General features: G+C 65.0%; 14 protein-coding genes. 6 read left to right on the top strand and 8 right to left on the bottom strand.

Features of this window, described 5'->3' with window-relative positions:
* Window position 1: 1 nt before the first annotated feature.
* The gene (locus ACSQ86_RS30340; RefSeq protein WP_436296768.1) at window positions 2-1,198 is read right to left on the bottom strand and encodes a ParA family protein; all 1,197 of its coding nucleotides are present in this window, start codon (window positions 1,196-1,198) and stop codon (window positions 2-4) included.
* Window positions 1,199-1,824: 626 nt separating this feature from the next.
* Between ACSQ86_RS30340 and ACSQ86_RS30335 the strand changes: the two genes are divergently transcribed.
* The 4 genes from ACSQ86_RS30335 to ACSQ86_RS30320 all read left to right on the top strand — a co-directional run bounded on the left by ACSQ86_RS30335 (window position 1,825) and on the right by ACSQ86_RS30320 (window position 5,088).
* A complete protein-coding gene (locus tag ACSQ86_RS30335) occupies window positions 1,825-3,177 on the top strand; it encodes a hypothetical protein (RefSeq protein WP_436310363.1) in 1,353 nt (450 codons plus the stop codon).
* A 276-nt stretch (window positions 3,178-3,453) separates the two neighbouring features.
* Window positions 3,454-3,765 (top strand): helix-turn-helix domain-containing protein, encoded by a 312-nt coding sequence (locus tag ACSQ86_RS30330; RefSeq protein ID WP_436310362.1) that lies wholly within the window; start codon window positions 3,454-3,456, stop codon window positions 3,763-3,765.
* On the top strand, window positions 3,758-4,591 hold the full coding sequence (locus tag ACSQ86_RS30325; RefSeq protein WP_436310361.1) for a HipA domain-containing protein: 834 nt from the start codon (window positions 3,758-3,760) through the stop codon (window positions 4,589-4,591). The genes ACSQ86_RS30330 and ACSQ86_RS30325 overlap by 8 nt, the downstream gene beginning before the upstream one ends.
* The gene (locus ACSQ86_RS30320) at window positions 4,588-5,088 is read left to right on the top strand and encodes a HipA domain-containing protein (protein WP_436310360.1); all 501 of its coding nucleotides are present in this window, start codon (window positions 4,588-4,590) and stop codon (window positions 5,086-5,088) included. Before ACSQ86_RS30325 ends, ACSQ86_RS30320 begins: the two co-directional genes overlap by 4 nt.
* Window positions 5,089-5,669: 581 nt before the next feature.
* Here ACSQ86_RS30320 and ACSQ86_RS30315 read toward each other — a convergent pair.
* The 7 genes from ACSQ86_RS30315 to ACSQ86_RS30285 all read right to left on the bottom strand — a co-directional run bounded on the left by ACSQ86_RS30315 (window position 5,670) and on the right by ACSQ86_RS30285 (window position 13,751).
* Entirely contained in the window at window positions 5,670-6,908 is a 1,239-nt protein-coding gene (locus ACSQ86_RS30315) for a porin (RefSeq protein ID WP_436310359.1), read from the bottom strand.
* Between the two features lie 91 nt (window positions 6,909-6,999).
* Window positions 7,000-8,010, bottom strand: a complete 1,011-nt coding sequence (locus ACSQ86_RS30310) for a YeiH family protein (RefSeq protein WP_436307440.1) — start codon at window positions 8,008-8,010, stop codon at window positions 7,000-7,002.
* A gap of 7 nt (window positions 8,011-8,017) precedes the next feature.
* Window positions 8,018-9,646, bottom strand: a complete 1,629-nt coding sequence (locus tag ACSQ86_RS30305) for a 3-(methylthio)propionyl-CoA ligase (RefSeq protein WP_436310358.1) — start codon at window positions 9,644-9,646, stop codon at window positions 8,018-8,020.
* Between the two features lie 122 nt (window positions 9,647-9,768).
* Window positions 9,769-10,740: a quinone oxidoreductase family protein gene (locus ACSQ86_RS30300; protein ID WP_093111857.1), complete on the bottom strand. Its 972-nt coding sequence runs from the start codon at window positions 10,738-10,740 to the stop codon at window positions 9,769-9,771.
* Window positions 10,741-10,806: 66 nt separating this feature from the next.
* Entirely contained in the window at window positions 10,807-11,778 is a 972-nt protein-coding gene (locus ACSQ86_RS30295) for a Bug family tripartite tricarboxylate transporter substrate binding protein (RefSeq protein ID WP_436296775.1), read from the bottom strand.
* Between the two features lie 19 nt (window positions 11,779-11,797).
* Window positions 11,798-12,856, bottom strand: coding sequence for a 3-keto-5-aminohexanoate cleavage protein (locus ACSQ86_RS30290; RefSeq protein ID WP_436310357.1), 1,059 nt, complete (start codon window positions 12,854-12,856; stop codon window positions 11,798-11,800).
* A gap of 46 nt (window positions 12,857-12,902) precedes the next feature.
* On the bottom strand, window positions 12,903-13,751 hold the full coding sequence (locus ACSQ86_RS30285) for a TauD/TfdA dioxygenase family protein (RefSeq protein ID WP_436307442.1): 849 nt from the start codon (window positions 13,749-13,751) through the stop codon (window positions 12,903-12,905).
* A 117-nt stretch (window positions 13,752-13,868) separates the two neighbouring features.
* Between ACSQ86_RS30285 and ACSQ86_RS30280 the strand changes: the two genes are divergently transcribed.
* Both ACSQ86_RS30280 and ACSQ86_RS30275 read left to right on the top strand, forming a co-directional pair.
* On the top strand, window positions 13,869-14,918 hold the full coding sequence (locus ACSQ86_RS30280) for an AraC family transcriptional regulator (RefSeq protein WP_436310882.1): 1,050 nt from the start codon (window positions 13,869-13,871) through the stop codon (window positions 14,916-14,918).
* A gap of 141 nt (window positions 14,919-15,059) precedes the next feature.
* Window positions 15,060-16,109, top strand: a complete 1,050-nt coding sequence (locus ACSQ86_RS30275; RefSeq protein WP_436307443.1) for a 3-keto-5-aminohexanoate cleavage protein — start codon at window positions 15,060-15,062, stop codon at window positions 16,107-16,109.
* Window positions 16,110-16,114: the final 5 nt, after the last annotated feature.

Raw genomic sequence — 16,114 nt, 5'->3', positions numbered from 1 at the left:
GTCAAACCACCGTTTCCAGAACCTGCCGCTCCGCCACCTGGTGCGCCCACACCGCTTCGATCTGCTGCTCGATCAACTCGCACATCCGATCGTAGGCAACTCGCGCCCGGGAAAATGTCTTGGAGTTCACCGAGCCGCGCGGCAGGTCATAGACCGTTCCGAACTCCGCGCTGGCGGTCGCCGCCACCGCGGTCTTCGGGATCTCGATCGGCAGCACCTTGTCGCCGTAGCCCTCGAGCACCCACTGGCGCACCACCGAGCTGGCCGTGTCCGAGGCCTCGACCCGCGACAACAGCACATCGATGAACTCGAAGCTCTTGTCCTTGCCGCGGCTTCGGACCAGCTGGTTGCACAGGTCGGAGAACAGGTCCCAGAACTGGGCCGAGCTCGCGAAGTCGAGCGCCGAAGGGGGCAGGGGCATGATGACGCCGTCGGCCGCCATCAGCGCGTTGATCGTCACGTAGCTCAGGGACGGCGGGGTGTCGATCACGATCACGTCGTAGGCCTCGCGCGTCAGGTCCAGGCCGCGGTCCAGCACGCGCCAGAACTCGAAGCCCGCATCCCGCGCCTGGCGCGCCGGCAAGTGGAATTCCGCGCCATAGAGAAGCGGCGCCGCGCAGACCAGGTCGATGTTCGGCCAGTAGGTCGAGCGGATCGCATACTGCAGGTTGTCCTGCTCCCCGGTGAACAGCGACATCGCCGTGTGCTCGGTCTCGACTTCGGCGTCCGGCAGCACCCCGAACAGGGTGGTGGCGGAGCCCTGCGGATCCAGGTCCAGCAACAGCACCTTGTGCCCGCGCATCGAGAGCCCCTGGGCCAGCGTGACCGCCGAGGTGGTCTTCGCCACGCCGCCCTTGAAGTTGGCGACGGTGATCGTGATGCCGGCGGCGCCGTCCGGGCGCAGGTGGTCGGCACGCAACTCGCGGGCCCAGGCCTGGGCCTCCGCCATCGTCCATTCACGACTGTTGCCATGGATCTCGCCACTGGGCAGGTCGCCGCGCGTAAGCCGGTAAGCTATCTTGGACTTGTCGACCCCGCACAGCTCGGCCAGTTGCACCGCCTTGAGCGTCGGCGCGGTCTTGGTGGCGGTCGGTGCCAGCATCGCAACCCGGATGCGCTCCATCATGCCCGCGACCTTGTGCGCCTGGTGCTCGATGTCCTCGAGATTCTGGCGCCGGATGGTTTGCTTGATGTCCACGAAGTCTGCCCCGGAAGTTGAAGAGTGCTGCGATTATGCCCATCACCTTCGCAAAAACGAAGAATCTTCAACAATCATCCTGCGCGGACGCTGCCCTGTGGCGGCCTTCGTATTCTGTTCTCCATCCAGCTCTCCCGAGATTAAAAGATATTGAATACCTTAAAGAGATTAAGCTTCTGGCAAATTCAAATTTCTCTTTATAAATCAATAACTTACGAGACAATATTCGCGTACGCCGTCCGGGTTTTGATCGCTTGCGTCCAGCTTCTAATCGCATCTGTCCAGACTCTGATCGGCAACCGTCCAGCCGGTGACGCGATGCCTCGCAGCTTATCCACAGCAGTGCTGAGGCCCCAAAATCTGCCCGTTTGCCTTCGCAAGAGGGCAATGTCCAGGTTCTAACCACCCCAATCAAGACCGTCAGAACGGGCTGCGAGGCGAACTGTCCGGGTTTTAATCGGGCCGGCCGAAGCCCCCGAGGCAGGGGAGTTCACCAAGTGTCCAGCTTTTAATCGGGCCCCGTTCTGATTGTCGACCCCGTTGCGTCCAGCGCGTGAGAGAGGGGTGCCGACTGGACGGTGATTCCGCTTGTGTCCAATCGGAGTTGGACATACGATCAGGTCCTCATGAACAGTCAGAAGAACGTCGCGGCGCCTGATGCCGACGAAGCGCTCGAGTTGCGCAAGCCGCACGAGATGATCGTGATGATGCCGCGCTCGGCGCGCGTGACGCTGACCGGCCGTCGCATCTACACGGCGCTGCTGCAGATCTCCCAGACGCGGCTGGTGGCCATGCCGGCCATGCCCTCGGCCGACTTCATGTTCGAGGCACCCCTGGCGGCTGTGCTGCGCACCACCGGCTCCAGCGGCAGCGAGCGCACCGCGGCGAAGCGCTATCTGCTGGAAATGCGCAGCCTGGAGGTCGACTGGGAGTCGACGGCGCCCGGGGACGGCGTGAAGTGGCGGGGCTTCTCCATGCTCTCGGAAGTCGCGCTGGAAGTGCGCCGCGGCGAGAACTGGGTCAGCTGGTCGTATCCGCCCACGATCATGTCCGCCCTGCGCGAGCCGCAGCGCTGGGCCACCATCGATCTGGAGGTTCTCGGCAAGCTCGGCTCCTACACGGCCGTGGCGCTCTACGAGATCTGCATTCGCTACCGGGACAATCCGAGCGGGGTCACCAGTCGCAAGCCCGTGGCGTGGTGGGTCGACGCCTTGAGCAACGGCCCGGGCCCCGAGCGGCGCGAGTGGCGCAAGTTCAAGAACGAGCGCGTGAAGGATGCAGTGGCCGAGATCAACAGCGACACGGACCTGGAGATCGAGCTCATCGAACACAAGCAGGGCAGGCTGATCCACGAGGTCCAGTTCGCCGTCAGGAAGAAGCGCCAGGCGTCGCTGCCACGGGCGGCCTCGAATCAACCCGTGGATGCCAACCTGATCCTGCGGGCCGAAACACTCGGCATCCGGGAGATCAAGCTCGAAGGCCTGATCAAGGAGTTCGGCGACGACCGTGTCCGCGATCAGATCGCCGTGCTGGAACGACGCGCCGGCAACAAGAGCCTGCGCGCCGTCGACAACGCTTTCTCCTATCTGCGCTCGCTGCTGCGCAACGAGACGGAGCCCGATGCGCCAACGGGGCCGGCGGCCGCCACCCCTTCGCTGCCCGTGGCTGCGCCCGCGCCGGTCGCGCCCGCGCAGCCCGCAGCCTCCGACGGGTCGACCTGGTTGCGCGAGCAGATCGAAGCCATGAAGAAAGAGGTCGCCGCCCTGGAGCCGGCCAAGCTCAACGGCTGGGTCAATCGGGCCCTTCAGGATCTGGCGCGCAAAGGCGCACTGAACGCGGTCATCAGTCGCAGAGCTGCGCAGGGAGACGTTCTTCACGGGCTCCTCGGATCAGCAGTGGTCTACGCCTATGCGGATGCGACCTACGGCCCGGACTGGAAGGTCGATCGGCAGCTGTTCGATGCGCCGGCCGGCAAATAGGCCCATTCCCACCGACCTCAGGATCCGGCGCCATGGTCCCGGCTTGACCAACGATTCAGCTACTGCAACCGCTTCCAATGATGTGAGTGCTCACATCATTGGAAGGGCGTTTGAAGGGGGAACAGCCACCCCGCAATCCGTCCAGTGCTCTTGGGAGATTTTAATTCCGTGATCACGGAACAATGGACTGGGAGACTGCAAGCGAGGATAATTCCGGCATTACGGAACAATCGACTCTACTCAGGGCTTCAGAATTAGTTCCGTAAAGGCGGAACTATGACGCGCAAGCTTCCTGTCCCCGATGAAACCGTTTCCCCCGTGGTGCGGAACCTGGCCGATCTTGGGCGGCTGGTGCGCAACCAGCGCGCTCACGCCCGTCTGCGCATCGACGATGCGGCTTCCCTCAGCCTGGTGTCGCCGGACATGCTGTCGCGACTGGAGAACGGAAAGCCGGTCACCGTGGACAAGTTGATGCTGGTCCTGGAGGGGCTGGGCCTGCGAATACTCGTCGTGCCTGCGCGCGCGTTGCCCCACGTGGAAAGCGCCCTCAGGTCGTCCTCCCAGACGACGGAGCGTAGCCATGGATGACTACGCCCTGCATCTCTACGCCGGGGAAGTCTTTGTCGGCGCATTGAAGTTCGACCCCGGGAGCGAGGAATTCGCTCTCGAGTACGACCCCGCCTGGGTAAAGAATCCAGCCGGATTCCCGCTGTCACCCCAACTTCCATTTGCAGGGGATGCATCGTCAGGCACGGTCAAACGCTTTGTAGAGAATCTGCTGCCCGAGGGCAATGCGTTGGACGTTGCGTCGAAGCACTCCAACATCATGAAGAACAACACCTTCGGTCTCATCCGCCATCTTGGACGCGAGACTGCAGGCGCATTGAGCTTCGTCCCCGTGGGACAGAAGCCAGGCGAGGTGGGCCCACAGGCTCGCGAAATACCCTTCGCGGAGCTCGACGAGCGCATCCAACGTCGAGCTCAGCAGCCCTTCAGCGTCTGGGATGGCAAGGTGCGCATGTCGGTCGCCGGCTTCCAGGACAAGCTGCTGGTGCTGAAGGACGGCGACAAGCTCTTCCTGGCCGATGGCTCGCTCGCCTCGACGCACATCCTGAAGCCGCAACCGCTCAGCGAGGCCATGCCCTTCATGGTGGCCAACGAGCACTTCTGTATGAAGCTCGCGAACCGCATCAGCCAGAGCCGCTTCAACGCGGACTATGCCGCCGAAGTGGAGATCCTGAGAGTGCCGTCGGCCGTGCTGGCAGTGAAACGGTTCGACCGCCGCAGGACCAAGGACTCGGTCGATCGACTGCACATCATCGATGCATGCCAGGCACTCGACATGTCAGTGACCGCCAAGTACGAGCGGAACATGGGCGAAGGAGAGGATGTGAGCACATTCGCGATGGCGTGAGCTTCCAGAAGCTCATGGATGTGCGCAAGGACCTGATCGACCAAGCGCTGGGCGTGCAACGAATCGTGCTCTGGGCGGTGACGACGCTCTTGCTGGGCAACAGCGATGCGCACGGCAAGAATCTCTCCTGCTACAGCCAGAACGCCGGTCTCGCAGTGACCGAGCTCTACGATCTGGTGAGCGTCGTGCAGTACAAGAACATCCACCACGATCTCGCGATGGCATTCGGAGACGAGTTCGAACTCAACGGCATCAAGTCGTTCGCGCTTGCGGACTTTTGCGAGCGCACTCGCATTCCACGACCCTACTTTGCGCGGGAGCTCTGGAAGCTGTGCGAGCTCGCGATCGTGCAGGCCAAGCTGCAGGCCGAGGATTCTGTCTACGTCGACGAAGAAAGAAAGTTCGTATCCGGCCTGGCCAACTTCATTGTGGAGCGCGCGGAAAACCTCCTGAAGATGGCCGGGGACATCCCCAGATTCAAGAAAGATCACTTCTAGCCAGGCACACCCACCAACTGGCCGAGGGGTGGCGAACGAAGAGGGTGAGCAGACCGCTCTCAATCCTGCAACCATGGACCCAGCGGGCCACTTCCTGCGTGACGTCCACGAGACCTCGGCCGGCCGTCTCGACCTCCAGTGTCGTGCTGTTCTGGCGAAGCATGCCGCAGCATCGGCGCTGGCGCGATCGTGCGCACCGAGCCTGGAATGCAGCTGCGACCTGGGGGAGGGGCAGGGCGCGGGCGGCGGGCACCTGCGCCAGACGGCCAGTTCGTCCGAGCACTGGCTCGAACGCCCGTCACGCCCCGACCTTGGACCCAGATGCCCCGGAGGCCACCATGACATACCATCCACCGAGATGCTGACCGACATCGCTTGACAAACAAGTCCTCATAGAGGCCGACCTTCAATGGGAGTCATTTGCCGATCAGGATGGGCTAGATGCGGACGCGTGACCAGAACACAGCGTTCTGCTGTGGGGACAGGCGCTCAGAGCAAAGGACCACCGGCGTACATCATCGGGATGTATGCGAACACAAGAAGGCTGACGAGCACACCCGCGGTGGCCGCACGCGCGAAGGTCAGAAGGCGTGCCTGATGCCGAAGTCGTAGCCGATGGACCTGCGAGGCTCCATTCCATTGGTGCTGACGTAGGCAGGCTGAGGCAGGATGGCAGGGAGACTCAGCACCAGAGGGGTGACGCCCATCACGGTCGGGTTGTTGTGGCCGTTTCGGATGCCGATGCGCGCCACCGACGCATACAACGCCGTGCGCTTGGACAGGTTGTGCACGTAGCCCAGCGCCAGCTTGTTGACCGAGGCATCGCTGTCCGGCAGGCCGTTGCCGTTCCTGAAATTCACCCGCGCAAACGATGCGCGAATGATGCCTGGGCCCACCGGCACGTTCACGCCGGCGACGAGGCCGTCGTAGCGGTCCGTCGAGCGCGCGGGGAGGGCCGTGGTGCCATCGCGCACATCGCGCACATCGCGCACGCGCGACCATTCGCCGAGGACCTTCACCACCCCGAAGTCGTAGGAGCCGCCGATGTTCAAGCTCTTGATCTTCTCGCCGCCGGGGGTTGTGCTGGCCAAGGTGCTTTCACCAAAGCCCAGCGCCACGTCGGCCTTGCCGTCGGTCCAGCCCAGGCGTCCGCCCGCATAGCGCCCGCGCTCGGACGGACCACCGGGCACGGTGCTGACTTCCACGTTCTCGTGAAGCGCGTACTGCACCTGCCCATAGAGGCCTGCCAGTCCCGGAGGCAAGAAGTAGCTGACCGCATTGCTCGTGCGCAGATAGCTGTCGGTGCCGGCAGACAGTCCCCCGCCGAGCAGACCGCCGGTGGCCAGCGCCCGCGAAGCTGCCAGATTGCTGTTGACCACCGCGATCAGATTGGTGCCGACGCCGTTGACGCCGAAGGGATCGAACACGGCGTCGTTCCAGAAGGAGGCGGTGTAGTCGCGGCCCAGTCGAAGCTCGCCGAAGGGGCCGGACAGGCTGACGGTGGAGCGACGGCCGAAGTTCGAGATGGCGCTGGCACCCGAGTCGTTGGCCATTGGCGCCTCCAGCCAGAAGCTGGCCGCCAGCCCGCCGCCCAGATCCTCGGTACCTCGAAAACCGAACCTGCTGGAGTTGTAGCCCGAACTCGACAGCACCTTCTGGCTTTGCGTCACCTGCCGCGGCAGCGTCGGCCCCCAGGATCGACTCGTGGCGCGGTAGTAGCTGAAACCGGCATCGACAACGCCGAACATGGTGACGGACGATTGCGCGGCGGCAGCTCCCGCAAGCGCGAGCGCGCAAAGCGCCAGTGCGAGTTTCTTCATGGATGGGTTCTCCTCACATCGATCAGTTGGATTGCACCGGACGTGTCCGTTGCGCTACGTCTGGCAGTCCCGACATGGCCAGCCACCTGCATCAGGGCATCCAGCGCAACAGGGCGATCGCCAGAACTGCCAGGAACACGGTTTCGCCCACCATCAGCACCACCGGCTTGAGGCCGACGGCGACCAGTTCGCGCAGTTGGGTCTTCATGCCGATGCCGGCCATCGCCGCCACCAGCAACCAGCCGGAGAGGTCGCTGCCCATGCGGGTGAGCGACCTCGGCAGCCAACCGGTGCTGTTGAGCGCCACCAGCACCGCGAAGCCGACGGCGAACCACGGCAGCAGCGGTGGCCGGGGGCCGTCGCCTGCCTTCCCGCCGCGGCGCGTGAACGCCACGGCGAGCAGGATTACCGGCAGCAGCGCCGCCACGCGCACCAGCTTGACCAGGGTGGCGGTATCGCCGACCTCCTGCGACATTCCGTAGCCGGCGCCCACCACCTGCGCCACGTCGTGGATGGTGGCGCCGAGGAACACGCCCGCGGTCTGCGTGTCCATGCCCAGCGCGCGCGCAAGCATGGGGTAGAGGATCATCGTGAAGGTGGAGAGCGCCGACACGCCGACCACGGTGAACAGCGTGGCGCGCTCCTTGAGCGGGTGCGGCGGCAGCGCCGCCGAGAGCGCCAGCGCGGCCGAGGCGCCGCAGATGGCGGTGGCGCCGCCGCTGAGCAGGCCGAACAGGATGTTGAAGCCCATCATCCGCGCCACGATCATCGACACGCAGATGGTCAACACCAGCGAGAACGCGACCACCAGCACCGGGGACCAGCCCAGCGCGATGACCTGCGCCGCCGTGATGCGCAGTCCCAGCAGCGCCACGCCCCAGCGCAACACCTGGCGCCCGGTGAACTCGATACCCGGCTTGCACGGCCCATCGCCGGAGAGGAAGTTCATCGCCATGCCCAGCATGAGCGCGAACAGCATCACCGGCGCACCGTAGTGCTGCGACAAGAAGGTGGCCGCGGCCGCGACCACGGCGCATGCGAGCACGCCGGGGAAGAGCTCGCGCCCGCGTGAATGCCAGCTGGCGAGGGAGAGGCTCGTCATGGGTGCCTCAGGCCTTGGCCAGCAATTGGTCGCCCCAGGCATCGCGCAGCAGGTTCTTCTGCACCTTGCCGGTCGCGCCCAGGGGGATGCTGTCGACGAACACCACGTCGTCCGGCGTCCACCACTTGGCGATCTTGCCCTCGTAGAAGCCGAGCAGTTCGTCGCGCGTGACTGCATGGCCCGATTTTTTCGCGACCACCAGCAGCGGCCGTTCGTCCCACTTGGCGTGGCGCGCGGCGATGCAGGCGGCCATGGCGACGGCGGGGTGCGCCATGGCGATGTTCTCCAGGTCGATGGAGCCGATCCACTCGCCCCCGGACTTGATCACGTCCTTGCTGCGATCGGTGATCTGCATGAAGCCGTCGGCATCGATGGTGGACACGTCACCGGTCGGAAACCAGCCGTCCACCAGCGGGTCGGTCCCCTCGCCGCGGAAATAGCCCGCAGCGATCCAGGGCCCCCGCACCATCAGTTCGCCCGCGGCCCGGCCGTCGTGCGGCAGCCGCTCGCCCTGGGCGCCGACGATCTTCATCTCCACGCCGAAAACCGCGCGGCCCTGCCTGGACTGGATGGCCAGGCGCTGTGGCGCGTCGAGTGCCTGATGTTGCGGCTTGAGCCTGCACACCGTGCCCAGGGGGCTGGTTTCCGTCATGCCCCAGGCGTGCACCACCTGCACGCCATGGCGTTCCTGGAAGGACTGCACCATGGCAGGCGGGCAGGCCGAGCCGCCAACAATGGTGCGGCGCATGGTGCTGAACTTCAGCCCGTTGGCTTCCACGTGCGCGAGCAGTCCCTGCCACACGGTAGGCACACCGGCAGACACAGTGACGCCTTCGGCCTCGAACAGCTCGTGCAGCGACTTGCCATCGAGCCGCGGGCCGGGAAACACCAGCTTGGCCCCCACCATGCAGGCGATGTACGGAATGCCCCAGGCGTTCACGTGGAACATGGGCACCACAGGCAGCACGGTATCGCTGCTGGCGTAGCTCAGCGCATCCGGCAGCGCCGCCGCATAGGCGTGCAGGAGCGTGGAGCGGTGGCTGTAGAGCACGCCCTTGGGCTTGCCGGTGGTGCCGGACGTGTAGCACAGCGACGAGGCGCTGCGCTCGTCGAACTCGGGCCAGTCGAACGCGGGCGAATGGGCCTCGAGCAGATCCTCGTAGCACAGCAGGTTCGGGACCGTCGTGGAGACGGGCATGTGCGCGCGGTCGGTCATCGCGACGAAGGTCCTGATGGTCGCCACGTGCGGCGCGATGGCTTCGACCAGGGGAAGGAAGGTGAGGTCGAAGAACAGGATCCGGTCTTCGACGTGATCGGCGATCCACGCCACCTGATCGGCATGCAGGCGTGGATTGATCGTATGCAGCACGGCGCCCGTGCCCGATACGGCGTAGTAGAGCTCCATGTGGCGGTGGCCGTTCCAGGCCAGCGTGGCCACACGCTCGCCCTGCGCGATGCCATGCGCCGCCAGCGCGTTGGCCAGCCGGCGAGCGCGCCGGCCGAGATCACGGTAGGTCATGCGGTGCAGGTCGCCCTCGACGCGGCGCGACACGATCTCCTGGTCGCCGTGCTGGCTCTCTGCATGCGTGAGCAGGCTGGAGATCAGCAGCGGCCGATCCATCATCAAACCGTTCATGGGAAATGCTCTCAGGTTGTTGGAGGCGAAGCAGGCCCGGCGCGGCCCGGACAAGCAGTCGTCGGCGCCGGCGTCGCTCGGGAGGAAGGCATGCATCCGGATGGCCATCGCCATCCGGCGGTTCAGGGCACCAGGACGGTCGATCCGGTGGTCTTGCGCGACTCCAGCGCGCGATGGGCTTCGGCCGCATCCTCGAGCTGGAACACCTGCTTGGGCTCGCTGACGATGCGCCCGGCGAGCACGTGGTCGAACAGTTCGCGGGCCATGTCCAGCATATGGGCGCGCGGCTGGATGTAGTGCACCATCGCCGGCCGCGTGACCCAGAGCGAGCCCTTGGCAGCCAGCATCTGCGAGTCGATCACCACCGGGCCCGATGAAGTGCCGTTGCTGACCAGCGAGCCCCGGGGCTGCAGGCAGCCCAGCGACGCCTCGAGCGTGTCCTTGCCCACCGAGTCGTAGACGACCGGCACGCCCTTGCCGCCGGTGATCTCCCTGACGCGCTGGACGATGTTTTCGCGCGAGGTCACGATGGTGTGGGCGCAGCCGTTGGCCTTGGCGAGCTCGGCCTTCTCGTCGGTGCTGACCGTGCCGATCATGGTCACGCCCATGGCACGCGCCCATTGGCAGGCGATCAGGCCCACGCCGCCGGCTGCCGCGTGGTAGAGGATGGTCTCTCCGCCCTGGAGCGGGAACACCTGACGGAACAGGTACTGCGCCGTCATGCCCTTCATCATCAAGGTGGCGGCTGTGCGGTCCGATACGCCGTCGGGCAGCGGGATCAGCACCTCGGCCGGCATCACGCGCACCTGCGAGTACGCGCCCTGCGGGCCGATCAGATAGCCCACGCGGTCGCCGACCCGGATGTCCGTCACGCCCGGGCCCACGGCTTCGACCACGCCCACTGCATCGGAGCCCAGCCCGTTGGGCAGCGCAAGCGGATAGCGTCCGGTCCGGAAATAGACGTCGATGAAGTTCAGCGCGATGTAGCTGTGGCGCACTCGCGCCTGGCCGGGGCCGGGATCCCCGACCTCGACGTCTTCGAGCTTCAAAACATCGGGCGTGCCGGTCTCGTAAAAGCGGATGGCCTTGACCATTTCGTGTCTCCTGTTCTTCAGTTGGGGAGCCCGGCGTGCAACATCTGCCCGCGGCGGCCTCGGTGCTCAGTTGAGCTTGATGTCGAAGGTCTTGACGATGTCGGCGTTGCGGTCGTATTCCTCCCGCAGTTCGCTCTGCGCCTGCGCCAGCGAGCGCTCCGGCATCGGCTCGAAGCCGGCACCGATCAGGCGCTCGCGCACCGCTGCGTTCGCCGCGACCTTCTGCAGCGCCGCATGAATCTTCTCGGCCAACGGTGCCGGCATCTGGGACGAGGCGATCACGCCGGTCCAGTTGCTGAAGTTCAGCTGCGGGTAGCCGAGCTCCGCGAGCGTGGGCACGTTCGGAAACTCCGGCAAGCGGGTCTTGGTCGCGACCGCCAGCAGTCGCACCTTCCCGGCAGCGATCAGGCTCCTGGAGGTGACGGCCCCGTCGAACATCAACGGAACCTGGCCGCCCATCAACTGCGCCAGCGCGGGCGCCGACCCCGGGTAGGGCACATGCTGCATGTCCAGTCCCGCCGCCTTGTTCAGGATGGCTCCGGCGTACTGGGATGCCGTTCCCGCGCTGTAGGAGGCATAGGACACCTGGCCGGGATGCGCCTTCACGTAGGCAATGGCCTCCTTCGCGTCCCTGGCAGGGAACTGGGGCGAACAAATGAAGAGCATCGAGGAGAGCGCCATCAGCGAGAGGGGCTTGACATCCTTGAGCGGATCGAAGCCGCCCTTGAGCACGTGCGGCACCTCGGTGAGAACGTTGCTGGCCGTCACCATCAGTGCCTGGCCGTCAGCCGGCTGGGAGAGCAGGTACTTCACTGCGATGGCGCCGCCGGCGCCGGGCTTGTTCTCGACCACCACCGGCTGGCCGATGTCGCGCGAGAGCTGATCGCTCACGATGCGCGCCATCACGTCGATGGTGCCTCCTGGCGGCGCGGGCACGATCATCTTGATCGGCTTGTCGGCAAAAGCGAGCGCCGAAGCCGGCACCACCCCCGCGACGGCGACCGCGGCACACAAGGCGAGGCGGAAGAAGTGCTTCATGGTTTTTCCCGTGCCGCGCTCAGGCGGCCTTGCGCAGGAAGCCCTGCTGGCCGCCATTGCGATTGGGTGCGAAACCGTTGGCCAGCAGCGTCTCTTCCGCCGTGTCGTAGAACACGCCGATCTTGCAGATCTCGCGCGCCTCCTGCGCGGTCGCGATGGGGCGGCCGAATTCACCGGCAATGCGCACCAGCTGCTCGATCTGCGCCGCGGTGCCGATCTTGGCCGTGCGTGTCTGGTTCCAGAGCACGTCCTCGGTGCCGCAGCGCACGTGCAGGCCCATGGCGATGCCCATCATGTTGATCGGCAACACGTTGAGCACCGAGCTCTCCACCGTGAGCACCGCGCCGTCAGGAACCGCGCGCAGGAAGTTGGCGAGGTTGTAGATGTTCGGCGCGTCCATGCCGCCGCTGATGGCCACCCAGTTCATCACCAGCGGGCCTTTGTAGACGCCGCGGCGCATCAGCCGCTCGACCGACTCGAAGCTGTTGATGTTGTAGCACTGGAAAGCGCTCTGGATGCCGGCAGCCGACAGGCGACGGATGTGCTCCTCGGCCCAGCCGGGCTGGGCCGGCACGGTCATCTCCTTGTAGGCATTGAAGACGGCCGGATCTTCCATCGAAGTGCCCTGGATGTCCCGGGCGTCGAACTGCTCCAGGATGTTCATCTGCGAGGTGTTGATCGTCACCGTCACCTGGTCGGGCTTGGGGTCCAGCTCCGCCAGCATGTGGCGCGTGTCATCGCTCAGCCACTTGGCGGCGGCGCCATCGGTCTCGGGCGCAAAGCTGATGGAGCCGCCCACTTGAACGATCATCTCCGGCACACGGGCGCGCACGCCGGCGATCAACTCGTTGAACTTGGAAAGTCGCTTGGAACCCTTGCCGTCCAATTCGCGCACATGCAGGTGCAGCACGGTGGCGCCGGCCTCGTAGCAGTCCACCGCCTTCTGGATCTGCTCTTCCATCGTCACGGCGATCTCGCCGGGAAAATCGGAGGGCACCCACGAAGGGGCGTAGGGGGCCGCCGTGATGACCAGCGGCTGCTGGTTCTCGGGAAACAGGTGTCCGTCGAGGAAGTTCATTGAATGCTCCGGGGAATGTCGTGGGGATGGGGCGACGAGGCGCGGGTCAGGACGTGGGCGTGCCGATGATTCCGGCGCGTTCCATCTTGCGGTGGCAGGGCGGGTAGTCCATCACCGCGTAGTGCTGCGTGGCCCGGTTGTCCCAGATCGCCACGCTGTCAGGCTGCCAACGCCAGCGCACCTGGTACTCGGGAATGGCGGCCTGGCTCTGCAGGTACTGCAGCAGTGAGGACGAGCCCTGAACGAAGTCCTGTCCATAGCGCACGTTGGCCGGCGTATGGAAGTTGGTGAAGTGCGTGGTGAAACTGTTGACGAACAGCACCTTCTCGCCGGTCTCGGGGTGGGTGCGAACCACGGGATGCTCGGCGTCCGGGTACTGGGCCTTGAGCGCCAGCCGCTTCTCGATCGGCATGGCCGCGCCGAATGTCGCCTCGATGCTGTGGCGCGCCCGCAGCGGGGCGATCAGTGTCTTGATGTGCTCGGGCAGCCTTTCGTAGGCCAGCGCCATGTTCGCCCACATGGTGTCCCCACCGACCGGCGGGCACTCGACACAGCGCAGCACGCAGCCCATCGGGGGCACCTCGCGCCAGGTGGCGTCCGTGTGCCAACTGTTCTCGTAGCGATCGTTGGGTGCATCGGGCGTCTTGTAGATGCGCACCAGCCCGGGGTGCTCGGGATCGCTGCCGGCGACGGGGTGGTCTTCCAGTTCTCCGAAGCGGCGAGCAAAGGCCACGTGGTCCTCGCGACTGAATGTCTGATTGCGCAGGAACAGCACCTTGTGGCGCAACAGCGCAGCCTTGATCTCGCAGAACAGTTCGACGCTGCGAACTGCGTCGGCAAGGCTGACGCCATTGAGCTGTGCGCCGATGGCGCACGTCAGCGGTTCGATCTGCATGCTTGTCTCCTTCTTGGTGACTGAACTGTAGGAGTCGCGCTGTATTGGCGCTTTGCAGTTCATGCCATTCGCTTGACATTTGATGCCAGAATCGGCGCACGACTGGAACGCTTCACGATGGCAGCCTTGGTGCGCGCAGCCGCGCTGACGAACTTCTCCGAAGTTGCACAAGAGCTCGGATTCGATCCGGGCGCGGCACTGCGCAGGGCGGGACTGCGCGCAGAGCTGATTCGCGAGCCGGACCAGCTGATCGAAGCGGATCGGGTTGCACGCCTGTTCGAGGATGCGGCCCGCGAGACCGGTTGCGAGTCCTTCGGTCTGCGCATGGCAGCGCGGCGCCAGCTCTCGAACTTCGGCGTCGTCAGTCTGCTGCTCATGCACCAACCCACGCTGCGGCAGGTACTGCTGACGCTGATCGATCACCTGCACCTGCTCAACGAGAGATTGGCGATCGAGGTCGAGGACGTCGGGAACCTGGTCGTGCTGCGCGAGGAGCTGGTTCTTCCGGTCGCCGCGCGCCAATCCATCGAACTGGCGATCGGCGTTCTCTACCGGCTGGGCGAGGGACTTCTTCAGGAGCGCTGGCGACCGACGAGCGTGAGCTTCACGCACCCACCGCCGGCGAACCCGGCGTTTCATCGTCGCTTCTTCAAGTGCCGCATCGAGTTCAATGGCGCCTTCAATGGGCTGGTGTGCCGGGCGGCCGATCTGGATGTGGCCAATTCGGCGGCCGATCCTGTGCTGGCCGAATATGCCAAGAAGATGATTGCGGCGCTGCCCGATGATCGGCAGCGCTCGATTGACCAGGAGGTTCGCAAGGCGATCTACCTGATGCTGCCGACGGGTCGCGCGACATGCAAATCCGTCGCATCCGGCCTGGGGATCAGCATGCGCACGCTGCAGCGAGAGCTCGACGGATGCGGACTCACCTTCAAGGCCTTGATCAGTGAAGTGAGGCAGGAACTCGCGCGCCGCTATGTCGCCAATACCCACCACAGCCTTGGCGAGGTGGCGGCGATGCTGGGCTACACCACGCACAGCGCATTCACCCGGTGGTTCGGCACCCAGTTCGGCTGTTCGCCGGAAACGTGGCGCACCCGGTCTTCGCCTTCGGCAAGCCGTGCCGTCCGCCAGCGCCGTCCGCACGCGGGGCGAGGCGCGGCATAGCGTCCTTGAACGCCGGCAGCTGCAGGCAGTGTCGTGAAAGGCCAAGTGGGCGACGCCAAGCGTCAAGCGGGCCGTGGCGCGAATCCAGAAGATGCAACCGTCCCGCACAACGCGGGCGTCCATCTTTCCACGGAGACCCACATGCACTTTCTCGACGACTCCCTTCTGCCCGAAAACCAGGAACCGCTTGTCATCCAGGCCGCACCCTACGGACCTCAATGGCTTCCGGGCGACTCCGACGACATTCCCGTCTCGATGGCTGACCAGGTCCAGAAAGCGGTGGATTGCTACAACGCCGGTGCCACCGTGCTGCACGTGCATGTCCGCGAAGCCGACGGCAAGGGATCGAAGCGGCTGTCGATGTTCAACGAAATGCTTGATCGCCTGCGCACCGCCGTCCCGAAGATGGTGTTGCAGGTGGGTGGATCCATTTCCTTTGCGCCGGAGAATGAAGGAGACACCGCGAAGTGGCTCTCCGACGACACGCGCCACGGCCTTGCCGAACTGACGCCCCGGCCCGACCAGGTGACGGTTGCCGTCAACACGAACCAGATGAACACGGCGGAGATGAAGACGCCTTCGGATGTCGAAGGTACTTCGTGGGTAGACCTGAAGAACAGCGCCTACCGGGAGATGGTGATTCCCGCGGGCCCCGCATTCGTGGAGGAGCACATCAAGCGCCTGGTAGCCAACGGCATTCAGCCGCACTTCCAGCTGGGCGACCTGGCGCAATTCGAAACCCTGGGGCGCATGATCCGCCGCGGCGTCTACATGGGCCCCGTCGTCCTGAACTGGGTCTCCATCGGTGGCGGCATGGACGGCCCCAATCCGCGCAGCATGCTGGAGTTCATCAACCATGTGCCGGACGGGGCGGTGCTCACGATCGAGGGGACCGCGCGCCAGACGTGGCCCCTGACCACCATGGGCATCTGCTTGGGAATGCATGTGCGTTGCGGCATCGAAGACACCCTGTTCGACAAGAAGGGAGAGCGCATCACGTCGGTCAAGCAGGTCGAGAAGCTGGCACGAATCTCCCGCGAACTTCATCGTGAAATTGCCACCGGTGACGAGGCCAGGCGCATCTACAAGATCGGCGTGACCTACAAGAGCGTGGAAGAGACGCTGGCGAAGAACGGATTCGCCCCGACCCGCAAAGAGGGACAGCGCGGATTCACGCAGTACGTCGCCTAGTTCGA

The sequence above is a fragment of the Variovorax sp. LjRoot130 genome (assembly GCF_964253755.1).
Classification (GTDB): Bacteria; Pseudomonadota; Gammaproteobacteria; order Burkholderiales; family Burkholderiaceae_C; genus Variovorax.
The sequence above is the reverse complement of the archived record's forward strand: the minus strand, read 5'-3'. Positions and strand labels throughout refer to the sequence as shown.